The 16,617-nt window shown below is 58.6% G+C and carries 4 protein-coding genes; all 4 read left to right on the forward strand.

All coding sequences use genetic code 11. The features are described 5' to 3' along the window. The first annotated feature begins 439 nt into the window (after positions 1 to 439). Positions 440 to 9,802 (forward strand): retention module-containing protein, encoded by a 9,363-nt coding sequence (locus AC3WMT_RS24635; RefSeq protein ID WP_492577987.1) that lies wholly within the window; start codon positions 440 to 442, stop codon positions 9,800 to 9,802. A gap of 321 nt (positions 9,803 to 10,123) precedes the next feature. Continuing rightward, positions 10,124 to 12,142 carry a hypothetical protein gene (locus AC3WMT_RS24640; RefSeq protein ID WP_103307374.1) on the forward strand — a complete coding sequence of 673 codons (2,019 nt, stop codon included), beginning with the start codon at positions 10,124 to 10,126 and terminating at the stop codon, positions 12,140 to 12,142. Positions 12,143 to 12,269: 127 nt separating this feature from the next. After that, positions 12,270 to 14,228 carry a hypothetical protein gene (locus AC3WMT_RS24645; protein ID WP_103307373.1) on the forward strand — a complete coding sequence of 653 codons (1,959 nt, stop codon included), beginning with the start codon at positions 12,270 to 12,272 and terminating at the stop codon, positions 14,226 to 14,228. 671 nt (positions 14,229 to 14,899) lie between these two features. Continuing rightward, positions 14,900 to 16,617: autotransporter outer membrane beta-barrel domain-containing protein (locus AC3WMT_RS24650; RefSeq protein ID WP_256583606.1), on the forward strand; the 1,718-nt coding region annotated here is incomplete at its 3' end.

Consider the following 16,617-nt stretch of genomic DNA (forward strand, 5'->3'; position numbering starts at 1 on the left):
GCTAAGAACATCCTGAAGCGTAGCTAAGAAAAAATTTTCATAAGGCTTATGCCGAAAAAAACTTATGCGCTTTGTAAAAAGCGGCACATTGTTCAGCACGAAAGCCTTTGTTTTATGCGCTTTAGGGAGTGCAAAAAGGCTTGAGGAAAGTTCCACTCACTTTGCGACATACGGCGAAGTACTGCTGAAGGGGAGGGACGCGTAGCGACGGATGAGCGACATTTTTTTGTCACTCGGGTGATTCACCATCGTTACGTAGCGTTAGTGGGCGTGCTGCCTTGAACAGGGTTCGGAAGTGCTTGATAGCACTGAAGTTTCCGTAAGGCGCTACCTGCGAAACGAACTGTCGAGGGTGCGAGCGTCGCCCCCGACAACCCGATTGAGCCATGGGCTGCTTCGCTTACCAGTGCCGACGGTGGTCGGCAGCGGAGGATTTCACATGGCAACGCTCATCGGTACGGTTACTAAAGTCATTGGCCAGGTTTTCGCTCAGTCAACCGACGGTACAAAACGCGCACTGGTTGAAGGGGATCGCTTGTTTGCGGGCGATCAACTGATCACCGGGGCGGAAGGCGCCGTTGCCGTTCATCTGCAAAATGGCCAGGAATTGACCCTGGGCCGCGACAGCAGCCTGACCATGACCAGCCAGTTGCTGGCCGATCAGGCGGCGCATGTGAACGCGCCCGAAGTGCTGACCCCGAGCGAGGCGCAACTGACCGACGTCGAGCAGATCCAGAAAGCCATCGCCGCCGGTGACGACCCGACCAAATCCGCTGAAGCCACTGCAGCCGGCCCCAATGCACCGGGCGGCGCGCCGGGTGAATTGGGCGGCGGGCACAGTTTCGTTTTACTGACCGAAGTCGGCGGGCGGGTCGATCCGATCATCGGCTTCCCGACTGCCGGGTTCGGCGGTATCCCCGAGTTTCCCGAAGAACGCCACAACGCGGTCATCGACAACGGTGACAACACCGTGCCGGTGGTGCCACCGCCACCGGTCAACAATCTGGTCACCCTCAGCGGCCTTGCCGTGCCCGGCGGCGAGTTGACCCTCAATGAAGCCAATCTGCCTGATGGTTCGGCCGCCAATCCCGGCGCGCTGACCCAGAGCGGCAGCTTCACCGTGTCGGCGCCAGACGGGTTGAGCAGCCTGAGCGTGGGCGGCATCAGCCTGATCAACGCGGGCGTGGCCGTCGGCTTTCCACAATCAATCACCACGCAACTGGGCAACACGCTGACCATCACCGGATACAACCCGGCGACCGGCGTGGTCACTTACAGCTACACCCTCAACGGCAACGAAACCCATGCCGCCGGCGACGGCACGAACAACCTCAGCGAACAGTTCACGGTGATTGCCGGCGACAGCAACGGCGACAGCGCCACTGGCACGCTCGACGTCAACATCACCGACGACGTACCGAAAGCGGTGGATGACAGCAACACCTCGACAGCCTCGGAAACCTTGCTGACGCTGACCGGTAATGTCCTGACCAACGATGTACAAGGCGCCGACCGTGTGGCCACAGGCCCGGTTACGCCCGGCACGTTCACCGGGACTTACGGCACTTTGGTGTTGAACGCCAACGGCACTTACACCTACACGCTGAACACCAGCGACGTGGATTTCAAAGCCTTGCACGGTGGTGGCAACGGCACGGAAACCTTCGCCTACACCATCACCGATTCCGACGGCGACACCAGCACCGCGAACCTGGTTTTGCAGATTCACAACAACGATGATCCGGTGGTCATCAACGGCTTGAACGTCGAGGGCGGGGAGCTGACGGTTTACGAGAAAAACCTCAGCGACGGCAGCGCGCCTGATGCAACCGCACTGACGCAAAACGGCACGTTCACCATCACGGCACTGGACGGTGTCACCACCCTGACGGTGGGCGGCATTGCCGTGGTCACCAACGGCGTGGCAGCAGGCTTCCCGCAATCGGTCACCACACCGCTGGGCAGCACGCTGACCATCACCGGGTTCAACGCGGCAACCGGTGTTGTCAGCTACAGCTACACCCTGGTCGACAACGAAGCGCATCCAACCGCCAACGGCGCCAATACACTGCCTGAGCAGTTTGCGGTCACTGTGGTCGATGACAACGGCACCACCGCCAATGCCACCCTCGATGTAAACATCATCGATGACCTGCCAAAAGCCGTGGACGACAGCAACACAACCACTGCTTCGGAAACTCAACTGACACTGACCGGCAACGTCCTGACCAACGACGTGCAAGGCGCCGACCGTGTGCCGACGGGTGAAAATGCCGGGCCGATCACGGCGGGTACTTTTACCGGCACTTACGGCACGCTGGTGCTGAACGCCAACGGCACTTACACCTACACGCTGAACCCGACCGATGCCGATTTCAAAAACCTGCATGGCGGTGGCAACGGGACCGAAACCTTTACCTACACCATCACCGATTCCGACGGCGACACCAGCACCGCCAACCTCGTCTTGCAGATCCACAACAACGACGACCCGGTGATCATCAACGGCTTGAACGTCGAGGGCGGGGAGCTGACGGTTTATGAGAAAAACCTCAGCGATGGCAGCGCACCGGACTCCGCTGCGCTGACTCAGAACGGTACCTTCACGATCACCGCGCTGGACGGTGTCACCACGCTTACCGTCGGCGGCATCGCCGTCGTCACCAATGGCGTCGCCGCAGGCTTCCCGCAATCAGTCACCACACCGCTGGGCAGCACGCTGACCATCACCGGTTTCAACGAAGCGACCGGTGTTGTCAGCTACAGCTACACCCTGGTCGACAACGAAGCGCACCCAACCGCCAACGGCGCGAACAACCTGCCTGAGCAGTTCGCCGTCACCGTGGTCGACGACAACGGCACCACCGCCAATGCCACCCTCGACGTCAACATCATCGATGACCTGCCAAAAGCCGTGGACGACAGCAACACCACCACCGCTTCGGAAACTCAACTGACACTGACCGGCAACGTATTGACCAACGACGTGCAAGGCGCCGACCGCGTAACCACCGGCCCCGTCACCGCCGGCACGTTCACCGGGACTTACGGCACGCTGCAGCTCAATGCCAACGGCACTTACACCTACACGCTGAACCCGACCGATGCCGATTTCAAAAACCTGCACGGCGGTGGCAGCGGGACCGAAACCTTCACCTACACCCTCACCGATTCCGACGGCGACACCAGCACCGCCAACCTCGTCTTGCAGATCCACAACAACGACGATCCGGTATTGCTCAATGGTCTCGATGTGAACGGTGGCGAACTGACGGTTTACGAGAAAAATCTCAGTGACGGCAGCGCACCGGACTCCGCTGCGCTGACTCAGAACGGCACGTTCACGATTACCGCGCTCGATGGCGTCACCACGCTTACCGTCGGCGGCATTGCCGTCGTCACCAACGGCGTCGCCGCAGGCTTCCCGCAATCAGTCACCACACCGCTGGGCAGCACGCTGACCATCACCGGTTTCAATGAAGCGACCGGTGTTGTCAGCTACAGCTACACCCTGGTCGACAACGAAGCGCACCCAACCGCCAACGGCGCGAACAACCTGCCTGAGCAGTTCGCCGTCACTGTGGTCGACGACAACGGCACAACCGCCAACGCGACCCTCGATGTAAACATCATCGATGACCTGCCAAAAGCCGTGGACGACAGCAACACCACCACTGCTTCGGAAACTCAACTGACACTGACCGGCAACGTCCTGACCAACGACGTGCAAGGCGCCGACCGCGTAACCACCGGCCCCGTCACCGCCGGCACGTTCACCGGGACTTACGGCACGCTGCAGCTCAATGCCAACGGCACTTACACCTACACGCTGAATCCGACCGATGCCGATTTCAAAAACCTGCATGGCGGTGGCAACGGGACCGAAACCTTTACCTACACCATCACCGATTCCGACGGCGATACCAGCACCGCTAACCTCGTCTTGCAGATCCACAACAACGACGATCCGGTGGTCATCAGCGGTCTCGATGTGAATGGCGGCGAACTGACGGTTTACGAGAAAAATCTCAGTGACGGCAGCGCGCCTGATGCAACCGCACTGACCCAAAACGGCACGTTTACCATCACCGCGCTCGATGGCGTCACCACGCTGACCGTCGGTGGCATTGCCGTCGTCACTAATGGCGTCGCCGCAGGCTTCCCTCAATCAGTCACCACACCGCTGGGCAGCACGCTGACCATCACCGGTTTCAACGCCACAACTGGTGTTGTCAGCTACAGCTACACCTTGGTCGACAACGAAGCGCACCCAACCGCCAACGGCGCGAACAACCTGCCTGAGCAGTTCGCCGTCACCGTGGTCGACGACAACGGCACAACCGCCAACGCGTCCCTCGACGTCAACATCATCGACGACCTGCCAAAAGCCGTGGACGACAGCAACACCACCACCGCTTCGGAAACTCAACTAACACTGACCGGCAACGTGTTGACCAACGACGTGCAAGGCGCCGACCGCGTAACCACCGGCCCCGTCACCGCCGGCACGTTCACCGGGACTTACGGCACGTTGCAACTCAATGCCAACGGCACTTACACCTACACGCTGAACACCAACGACGCCGACTTCAAAAATCTGCACGGCGGTGGCAACGGTACTGAAACCTTCACCTACACCCTCACCGATTCCGACGGCGATACCAGCACCGCCAACCTCGTCTTGCAGATCCACAACAACGACGATCCGGTACTGCTCAATGGTCTCGATGTGAACGGTGGCGAGCTGACGGTCTACGAGAAAAACCTCAGCGACGGCACCAGTCCCGATGCGCCGGCATTGACCCAGAGCGGCACCTTCACCGTGACCGCCCTCGATGGCCTGCAAACCCTCACCGTGGGCGGTATCGCCGTGGTGACCGGCGGCGTCGCCGCAGGCTTCCCGCAGTCGATCATCACGCCACTCGGCAGCACGTTGACCATCACCGGTTACAACGCAACCACCGGTGTGGTCAGCTACAGCTACACCCTGGTCGACAACGAAGCCCATCCGAACGCCAACGGTGCCAACAGCATCACCGAGAACTTCAACGTAGTCGCCACGGACACCGACGGCAGCACGGCCAGCGGCCAGATCAACGTCAATATCGTCGATGACCTGCCCAGCGCTCATCCCGACGCAGCCTCGGTGGCGGAGGGCGGTACGGTCAGCGGCAACGTGCTCGACAATGACATCGGCGGCGCTGACGGCCCGGCCGTGACTGGCGCAGTAGTGGGCGTACGCGTCGGTGCCGACACTTCGACTTCTGCCATCGGAGGCCTGAACGCGCAAATCAACGGCACCTACGGCTACCTGACCCTCGATGCCAACGGCAACGCTGTTTATCACAGCAATCCGAACACCGTGAACGGCCCGGGCGCGGTGGACGTGTTCACCTACACCGTGCGCGATTCCGACGGTGATGAGAGCACCACCACCATCACCATCGATGTCGCCAACAGCAAGCTGTACGCGACCAGCGACACCGACGTCACCGTCTACGAAAAAGCGCTCGACCTGACCAAGGACGGCGCCGATCTGGCCCCCGGTACAGTCACCGGCAGCGATCCGAGCAATACCGGCGAAACCGCGTCCGGCACGCTGGTCGGCTCGGTCACCGGCGCCGTTGGCGCAATCAGCTATGCGCTGGTCGGCAGTGCCACCGGCAACTATGGGCAGATCGTCCTCAACCCCAACGGCACCTACACCTACACCCTGACATCGCCGGCGACCACCACGCCGCACGCCGACGACGGGGCCAACACCCTGACCGAAACCTTTACCTATCAGGCCACCGATTCGCTGGGCAACGTCGTCACCAGCACCATCGTCGTCAGCATCGTCGATGACGTGCCGAAAGCGGTAAATGACAGCAACGCCAGCACCGCCTCGGAAAGCCAACTGACGCTGACCGGCAACGTGCTGACCAATGACGTGCAAGGCGCCGATGTCGTCGCGACCGGGCCGAATGCCGGTCCGATCACGCCCGCCACGATCGTCGGGACCTACGGCACCCTGGTACTCAACGCCAACGGCACTTACACCTACACGCTGGATACCAGCGACGCCGACTTCAAAAATCTGCACGGCGGTGGCAACGGCACCGAGACCTTCACCTACACCCTGACCGATGCCGACGGCGACACCAGCACCGCCAACCTGGTGCTGAACATCCACAACAACGACGATCCGGTGGTGCTCAACGGCCTTGACGTCAATGGCGGCGAACTCACCGTTTACGAGAAAAACCTCAGCGACGGCACCAGCCCCAACGCACCGGCCCTGACCCAGAGCGGCACCTTTACCGTCACCGCGCTCGATGGTCTGCAAACCCTCACCGTCGGTGGCATAGCCGTGGTCACCAACGGCGTGGCCGCAGGCTTCCCGCAATCGGTCGTCTCGCCGCTGGGCAGCACGTTCACCATCACCGGTTACAACCCGGCGACCGGCGTGGTCAGCTACAGCTACACATTGGTGGATAACGAAACCCACCCGAACGCCAACGGTGCCAACAGCCTCACCGAGAACTTCAACGTGGTGGCGACCGACACCGATGGCAGCACCGCCAGCGGCCAGATCAACGTCAACATCATCGATGATCTGCCGACCGCCAAAGCCGACACCGGCTCGGTGGCGGAGGGTGGCACGGTCAACATCAGCGTGCTCGGCAACGACGTCACCGGCGCCGATGGTGCTGCGGCGGGTGGAGCCGTGGTGGGCGTGCGCGCCGGCAGCAACACCGCGACGTCGGCAATCGGCGGCCTCAACAGCAACATCAACGGCGCCTTCGGATACCTGACCCTCGATGCGGCGGGCAACGCCGTCTACCACAGCAACCCGAACTCGGTGAGTCCACCCGGCGCCACCGATACATTCACCTACACCATCCGCGACAGTGACGGCGACGAAAGCACCACGACCATCACCATCAATGTCGCCGACAGCAAACTGGTGGCCTCGGTCGATCAGGACGTGACGGTCTACGAAAAAGCCCTCGACCTGACCAAGGACGGCGCGGATCTGGCCCCCGGTACGGTCACCGGCAGCGACCCGAGCAACACCGGCGAAACCGCCACCGGTACCCTGGTCGGCGCGGTCACCGGCGGCACGGGCGCGATCACCTATACGCTGGTCGGCAGCGCCACCGGCACTTACGGGCAGATCCAGCTCAACGCTGACGGCACCTACACCTACACGCTGACCTCGGCGCCGAAAACCACGCCGAACGCCAACGACGGACCGAACACCCTGAGCGAAAGCTTCACCTACAAAGCCACCGATGCACTGGGCAACAGCACTACCAGCACTCTTGTGGTCAACATCGTCGACGACGTGCCCAAAGCCGTGGCGTCGGATCGTTCGGTGGCGGCGGTGGAGATCGATTCCAACCTGCTGATCGTTCTCGACATCTCGGGCAGTATGGCCGACGCCTCTGGCGTGCCCGGCTTGTCGCGGCTGGCGCTGGCCAAGCAGGCGATCAGTGCCTTGCTCGACAAGTACGATGATCTTGGCGATGTGAAAGTGCAGCTCGTTACCTTCAGCAGCAACGCTACCGATCGCACCTCGGTGTGGGTCGATGTGGCCACGGCGAAATCCATTCTCGCCGGCCTCACGGCGGGCGGCGGCACCAACTACGACGCGGCCGTGGCGGTGATGCAGACCGCGTTCAACACCTCGGGCAAACTCACCGGGGCGCAGAACGTCGGCTACTTCTTCTCCGACGGCAAACCCAACGAGGGCGACATCAACGCTGCCGACGAAGCGGCGCTGAAAAACTTCCTCGATGCCAACAACATCAAGAACTACGCGATCGGCCTGGGCAGTGGCGTGAGCAACGCCAACCTCGATCCGCTGGCGTATGACGGCATCACTCACACCAATACCAACGCGGTGGTGGTCACCGATCTCAATCAGCTCAACTCGGTGCTGTCCGGCACCGTCGAAGGCGCGCCGGTTACCGGTTCGTTGCTGGGCGAGGGCGGTACGTTCGGCGCCGATGGCGGTTTCATCAAATCCATCGTCATTGACGGCACCACGTACACCTACGATCCAAAAGCCAATGGCGGACAGGGCTCGCTGGTCGCCAGCGGCGGCACCAACCATGGCACCTTCAACACCGTGAACAACACGCTGAGCATCGCCACCAACAACAGCGGCACGCTGGTGATCAACCTCGACACCGGTGACTACAGCTACACCTCGCAGAAAACCACCGCGGTGGTGATCACCGAAAACATCGGTTTCACCCTCAGCGACAACGACGGCGACCTCGCCAGCTCGACGCTGACGGTGAAAGTGATCCCCAACGCGCCTCCGGTGGCGGCGGACGACCACGTCATCACTAACGTGCTGTCGAGCAACATCGTGGTGCCGGGTGAGCTGTTGCTGGCCAACGACACTGATCCGAATGGCGACACGCTCAACGCCACGCCAACCAGTTTCAATACCGGTTGGGTGGCGAAGGGCGCGGACTTCACCGGCTCCGGCGCGATCACCTTCAACGGTACCGGGAATACGGCCGCCAACCAGAGCCTGGCGGATGTGCGCAATGCGTTTGCCGCCAACACCGCAGCGATGACCGCCGTGCTGGTGGTCAGCGGTTACCTCGGCGCGGTGACCAACGCCAATGCCAACGATGAAGACCTGATCACCGTCAAACTGAAACAGGGCGAAACTCTCAACCTCGATCACAACCTGGCGGCCGGGCACATCACCATGGAGTACTCGCTCAACGGCGGCGCGTTCGTCGGCATCGCCGATGGCGGCACCATCACCGCCAGCGCCGACGGCACGTATCAGATCCACGTGACCAACATCACCAACACCAGCGGCAGTAACACCAACGCTGCGGAAAACTACCAACTGACCATGACGGTCAACTACGCCGGGGCCCACGACATCACCCCGGACTTCAACGGTACCTACACCGCCAACGACAACCACGGCGGCAGCGATACCGCTGCTGTGACCATTACTTATCAGGATGGCCACACCCTCACGGGCACTGCCGGGGATGACATTCTGGTGGCCGGCACCGGCGACAACATCCTCAACGGTGGCGATGGCAATGACGTGCTCACCGCAGGCTCGGGCAACAACGAAATGCACGGCGGTGCCGGCAACGATCTGCTCTACAGCGGCCCGGGCAACGACTTGCTTGACGGTGGCACGGGTATCGACACCGCAAGCTACGCCCACGCCACGGCCGGCGTCACGGTCAACCTCGGCCTGCTCGGCGCGCAAAACACCGTCGGCGCAGGGACGGACACCCTGACCGCTATCGAAAATCTCGTCGGTTCGAACTTCAACGACACCCTGACCGGCGACAACAATAACAATGTGATCAACGGCGGCCTGGGCAACGATATCCTCAACGGTGGCGGCGGCGATGACCTGCTGATCGGCGGCATGGGCAACAACACGATGACGGGCGGCGCAGGGGCCGACACCTTCCAGTGGCTCAAAGGCAACAGCGGCCACGACCTGATCACCGACTTCACCCCAGGCACCGACAAGCTCGACCTGTCGCAACTGCTGCAAGGTGAAAACGGCACCACGGCGTCGCTGGATGACTACCTGCACTTCACCGTCACCGGCAGCGGCGCGTCGGTGCTCACCAGCATCGATGTCAGCGCCATGGCCGGTGCGACGCCGAACCAGACGATTGATCTGGCCGGTGTCAACCTCGCCAGCCATTACGGCGTCACGCCGGGGGCGGGTGGCGTGGTTGCCGGTGGCCATGACACGGCGACGATCATCAGCGGCATGTTGAATGATCATTCGTTGAAGGTGGACACCGTCTGATCGAGGCCTGAAACGACAAAACCCGCCGCCCCCGTTGAAGGGGCGGCGGGTTTTTTCTGCCTGATGGAAATGCGTTGCTTGTTCGCCAGTCTGCGCGAGCTGCTCCCACAGGTTCGGTGGTGTGACAGAGGTTTGTGATCGACACAGATCCCTGTGGGCGGAGGACTTGCTCCCGAGAGCTTCAGCAACCACGGTCGAGGGCGCGATCGGTTAAACGCTGTCGTTTATCGGGTGTAGGCCTGCTAATCGGGATTTTCTCCGACGAACGGTAGCAATACCTGTAATTTCTGACAGTTGTCGCTTTTGAGTGATGCGCGCTAAATGAAGCCATTCAACACACGCCTGCCGCAGTTCGACAATGTGCGCAACGCGGGCTTCAACATTCGTCAGGGATTACGTGCGATGTCTGCCACCAATACGCCGAACGATCAAATCACTCCTCAGGGCGAGCCGCTCGCCGATATTCCAGCACCCAAAGTACCTTCGGTGCTGGACCCGGATGATCCTGCGGGACTTCTTCCTCTGCGTGCGCTGGGGCAGCCTCTGCAGGTCACGTTCGAAGGCGTGGATTTCACCACGGTTCCCAATCGTACCGACAAAGTGGAACTGAGCTTCAGAACGCGCGGCGCAGCCTTTGTTCCGGTGGATTTTCGCGAGTACCCATCCAATGTCCCGGTGCAGCAGCCGCAGACTCTTAGCGTACCGAAAGATCTTTTAAGCCATGGGGTCTATGACGTATCCATTCGCTTTTACCCCAGCGGATCTGAGGCCAACGCTTCGGAATCCTTAAAAAAACAGATCACCATCGACACCAGCAAGCCCAATTTCGGCAACCAGCCCGATGCGGTCATTTTTCCTGACGAGCTGAACGGTGTCATCACAGAAAGCTATTTGACGCAGCACGGGCAGGTCATCGTCGAAGTACCGTTTTACATCGATGTAGCACCGGGCGATCGAGCAGTCTATTTCTGGACGGACAAGGAAGATCCGCTCGACAGCGACGTCGAGATCCGCGAACAGGAGTTCAGCGCTCAGGACATTATCGACAAACGTCTGTTGATCACTGTGTATGCCGACGAGATCCGCCCTTGGGGGCACGGTGATCGTTTTATGTATTACCGGCTCAGGGATCGTGCGGGCAATATCGGGCCCAATGCCAGGCGAGCGAAAATCTTTGTCGACCTGTCGCCGCTGCCAGGTAAGCTGCCTCCTCCTCGCGTGATTTTGACGCGTAATTTGCTTGATCGGCAGCAGGCTCGTGAAAGCGTCCAGGTACTGATAGATCCTTATGATTTTCCGGATGCTGCCCATCGGGTTGCTATCGACTGGGACGGAACAACGCTGGCAGAAATTCCAGTCGATCCGACGGACTTCCCGCTGCAAACCACTGTTCCGTGGACGGCGCTGCATGCGCGTGGCGATGGTCCGTCACGGCCCAAAGTGAGTTATCGCATTCGTCTGGCAGATGGCAGCTACACTGCGCCTTCCTCCGACATTTCCGTCGCGTTGAATTTGACCATTGCCGGTCAGGATCATGTGCACGCCCCGGCGTTGCTCAATGAAACCCTGGCCAAAGTGGAAATTCGCGGGCAGAAGTCTGATCTTCCCGACAAGCTACGCAGTATTGATTTCGGCTTGCCGGCGCGAGCGATATTGACGCTCTACGACAATCCTCAGCCCTTTGAGGAAATAGACGTGTACTGGGGGCAGATTCCGACGCCGGTTGCCACGTACACGGTGCAAGCCAGTGATGGCGCCGGCACGCCCATCGAGGTTGAGATTCCCTGGCAGTACATTCAGCCAGACCTGCAGAATCCGAAGTTACCGGTTTACTACGTTACCCGTAATGGGGTGAATGACCAGCATGCTCGAAAGACTGAGGTAGAGGTGGCGATCGTCGTCATCGAAAATCTCGACGAGCCGACATTCCCCCATGCCGGAAAACAAGTCGAATTGCACTGTTGCTCCAAACCTCGTTTGTGGGAAGGCGTCACCGTACATATTCCGGCCAACCCTCTCTTTGCAGAGAAGGATGAAGTTATTGTGCATTGGCAGGGGTGTCTGGGACCGAACGGGACTAATCCTATTGTCGATGCTTATGACGAATTGCCAAAACAAATCGAGTTGGCGGATATCCAAAATGGCTTTGATCTGGTCGTCACTGATTACGAACGGCTTATAGCACCCATGGTGAATAATGCTTCTGCACTTGTTTATTATGTTTTGTATAAGCAGGACGGCACGATTGGCAGGTCACGACCTGAATTTGTAATTATCAATAGAACCATGCCTAGCGGCATAGTCTGTTCGCCGATGAATGAGGTTTATTGCCCGGAATAAGTTTTTTCGTGCAAATAAAGCAGTAAATAAATGACAGGCAGTAACGGGTCGGAGTTTCGATTCGGAGGTCATGTTGTGTCGAAAAATAGAGTTCAAATATCTGCTTTAATATCAGGAGAGTGACAAAATGACTGTCCATGAAAAAAATACCCAAGGCGAGCCCGGCAGGGCGGCAATGAAGGCCATCCGCGCAGCCCGGGCGTCACGCGCTCCAACACCACCGAAACTACAGGGCTTGCTGGATAATGTTTCAGGTGACGATGACAACAAACTACCGAAGGCTCGGCAGGGTTTTCCTAACGAAGTTATTATCGAAAACGTTCTGGAAATCAGTCCTGTCCCTCCACCTAATCGCGACGTAAAGTTGCAACTATTGTGGAATGGCGCGGAAGTGGGCGATGCCATCATAGCGAAGACTCCGGTAGATACTCAGCAGACACTGGTATTGCCGGGTCTTGAGACGACTGCAGAAGGTCGGTTTGCATTGAGCTATAGATTGACCTATGTCAGGGATGTATATGATTTTCCACTTCCGGAATTTATTCTGATTGATAAGGAGCCGCCGAATAAAAATATCGCTGGTGAGCCAATTGAATTACCGACTCCGTACGAGGACGGTCGTATAACAATAGAGCGATTGGCAACCGACCCTGATCTTGAGTTGACGATCCCGCTGCATCCCGATCGACGAACCGGGGATACTGCCCGTGTCTATATGGGCGATAGCATCCCGGGCACGATTGTCGACACCTATATTGCCCCCGATGCCGGTAGCGATGCTATGACGGTCACACTGACGAAGGCCCGGATCGAAGCCGAGGGTGAGGGGAAAAAAATCATTTATTACCAATGGCAGGATCGCGTTGGCAATGAAGGACCGCCTTCACATGAACTGGACGTTCTGGTTCTGCTGGCGCAGCAGCCCACTAACCTGAAGCCTCTTGAAGTGCCTGAGGCGCCAGGCCCCGATAACCTCATCACTATCAGCGATGCGTACCCTGATGTGGGCGTTATCATCCGCGAGTACGACAATGTTGGCGCGATGGATGAGGTAGCGCTGACGTGGGATGGCATTCCTCAGCCACGCAAAAGGTCCGTTGATGGTTTTCCGATGATCTTCGACGTTCCTTACCACCATGTGAAAGCCAAAGGACTCGGGGATAGGCCTGTCAGCGTCACCTACTCGATATGGCGTAGCACGCAGGAATATCCTGAAAACACGGTTGTGCCGGTGAACGTCGACCTTCGGCGTCCGGGTACCCTGCCACCTGATCCAGAAGATCCGGAAACAGGCAACCCGAACTTGAGCGTGGTAAGGGTTCAAGCGGCAATCACTGGCGAGCCCAATAAATTTGAGCTCGTCGATGCAGGGCAGGACGGCACGGCGAGTACAGTCATTGATGAAGTTCGACAAGTTGGTGACGTCTATCAACTCTACTGGGGGGACGTAGCTGTTCCCGGTCCTGGAGGGGTGTATACCGTGACCGGTAGTGAAAATGACGACGATCCGGTTCCGTTTACCATTCCACATGCATTTATTACTGCACAGGGTAATGGTCAGGCAATTCCCGTACATTACAAGATTACCAATCCCGCATTGCCCGACAATAATCCAAACCCGTCACTTCGACAGCCAGTGAGCGTTTACGTCATGCCCGTCACCTTGCCAGAGCCAAAGATCAACTTTACTTTCATGATTGGAAGTAGCGAATACTTGGACTGTGGGTCGCTGAGAAATATTGCCGGACAGGGACATGTAGCCCTTGTGACGGTTCCGGGCGGAGCGCCTTTGGAGTTGGGCATGGACTTGGAGTTTACCTGGACTGGCGTGGGCTGGGATGGAACAGATCCTGTTCCAATCACACCTTATGAATTTACCAAAAAACTTGCCAACGAAGAACATCGAGACGGATTCACTGTGTATTTACCTTACGACACCGTCTTGAAACCGATCATAGACGGCAGTGGGAGCATTGAATATTCAGCTTTAGTACAGGGTCGGTCTGAGACTTCTGATAAGCACGAAGTTCAAGTGATTGCACGCACAGGCGACGGAGGTATGTGCCCGATCCCGACTGTTCGTTAATCGGTGTAACGAAAAAGGAAGATGCAAATCTTCCTTTTTCATTTGTGCTGCAGGTTTTTATGATGTGGGGTTTCGCAATGGAAGCGATGTGCGGATTCGGCGCGAGCGCGGGATAAAACCTCATGCAATATGAGACTTTTCCTACATTTTGTGGGTGGCACTTCCTATTACTCTGCTTACATCAAAGAATCTGTTTTTTAACACTCATACCATCGGAGAGAATTATGAGTTGTAAAAAGTCGAGAGGGCATTTTCTGTGCGCCGGCCGAGTAACCCTTCTGATGTTTTCACCTTTGTTTTTTGTCAGCTCGCCCCTGATGGCATTGACCATCGTGGGGGCGGGGGAAAGTCGAAGCATAGACAACGCCACGCCAACTGATAATTACCTGGTGAACAGCGGCGGTATCCTGAACGCCCATAATGCCGGTACTTATGAAGTTCTCGTTCAGTCCGGTTCGACAATAAATGCGACAGGGGGCACTTTCGCCGGTCGCAATGGCAATAGTGGTATTACCCTCTCGAACAGTCAGGCAACGTTGATCGGAGTAACGCTCACCAGTGATGACGCCGCACTGACGCTGAGGCGCCAGGTGGGAACGCTTACCGGTTCTGCTGCCGTAGTGACAGACAGCGTCCTGCGCGGTGGAATAGCGGGTGTTGCGATTACAGGATTGAGTACCCTCGAACTTAATGGCGGTGAAGTCACGGGTACCCTTGCGGACAGCGTCGGCATCGAATTTTTTGCAGGTACGGTTCGGGCGAACGGCACAATTATCAGTGGTGACGCCAACGGTGTGCGGATGGCCCTGAGTGGTCAAGGGTTGGCAGAGACCGATCTGACGCTTGATGGCGCAACACTTGAAGGGCGGTTATCGTCAGCCATTCTTGTCGAGGAAGGGGTGCAGGCGGATATTCATGTTCTGAACAACTCGAAATTGCTCGCTGGCAATAACATCCTGCTCGATGTGCAAGGTGCTTCAACGGTTACCATGGCAGTTGCCAACAGCACGTTGCAAGGCAACATCAACATTGCGGACGGCAGCACCGCCAACCTCACTTTCGATCAGGGCCAGATGACCGGCGACGTGCTGGTCGATGGCAGTTCCTCAGCCAGCGTGACCTTGCAAAACCAGTCACAGTTCACCGGTCGCCTGGACAAGGTCGCCAGCGTCAACATCGACAGCCATTCGAACTGGACGCTGACAGGCAACGACTCGATCGGCGCCCTGGGCATGAATGGTGGCAATGTCACCTTTGGCGCCGCAGATGCACCCGCCACCTATTACCAATTGAATGTCGGCGCGCTGTCTGGCAATGGCACCTTTGTCATGAAGGGGGATTTTGCTACGGGAGAGCATGACTTCCTGAATGTGGTCGGCGCATCGGCGGGTGACTTTGCTCTCGCGGTGGCGGCGTCGGGCCTGGATGCGGTGGCGCCTCAGCAATTGACGCTGGCACGCACCAGCAGTACCAATGGTGCGCAGTTTGCACTGGCGGGCAACAGTGTGGTCGACGTCGGCACCTGGTCTTACAGCCTGGCCAATCGGGAAAACGGCGAAGGCGGCAGGGACTGGTTTCTTGACCCTACCACCGCCGTGATCAGCCCTGGCGCGCGTTCAGTGCTGGCACTGTTCAATACCGCGCCCACCGTGTGGTACGGCGAGTTGAGCTCGTTGCGCAGCCGCATGGGTGAGCTGCGTTTCAACGGCGGTCAGGCCGGTGGCTGGATCCGCACCTACGGCAACAAATACAACGTGGCCGACGGTTCGGGAACCGGTTACCAGCAACAGCAGCAGGGCCTGTCCCTTGGCGCCGACGCCCGGATCGGTGACAGCCAGGTGTTGGTCGGTGTGCTGGCGGGCACGAGCCAGTCTGATCTGGATTTGAACCGTGGCACCTCGGGCACGGTGAAAAGCTATTACGTCGGCCCGTACGTGACCTGGCTCGACAGCGACACCGGTTACTACGTTGATGGCGTGCTCAAGTTCAACCGCTTTCGCAACGAATCGAAGGTCAACCTGAGCGACGGCAGTCGTACCAAGGGCGATTACGACAACTGGGGTGTGGGCGGTTCGGCGGAATTCGGTCGGCATATCAAACTGGCTGACGGTTACTTCATCGAGCCTTTCACGCAATTGTCGGCGGTGCAGATACAGGGCAAACGCTACACGCTGGACAACGACATGGACGCCGACGGCGATCGCATGCGTTCACTGCTCGGCAAGGCCGGTGCCACGTTCGGGCGTAACTTCGGTTTCGGTAACGGCGCTGTCGCGCAGCCTTACGTGCGCGCGGCGATTGCTCATGAGTTCGCCTCGAACAACGAAGTGAAGGTCAACAACAACGTGTTCAACAATGACTTGTCGGGCTCCCGGGCGGAGTTCGGGGC

This window comes from Pseudomonas sp. FW305-7 (assembly GCF_058786735.1).

Coding starts and splice junctions, on each gene's coding strand:
- AC3WMT_RS24635 (WP_492577987.1), top strand. CDS start 440: ATGGCAACGCTCATCGGTACGGTTACTAAAGTCATTGGCCAGGTTTTC.
- AC3WMT_RS24640 (WP_103307374.1), top strand. CDS start 10,124: ATGAAGCCATTCAACACACGCCTGCCGCAGTTCGACAATGTGCGCAAC.
- AC3WMT_RS24645 (WP_103307373.1), top strand. CDS start 12,270: ATGACTGTCCATGAAAAAAATACCCAAGGCGAGCCCGGCAGGGCGGCA.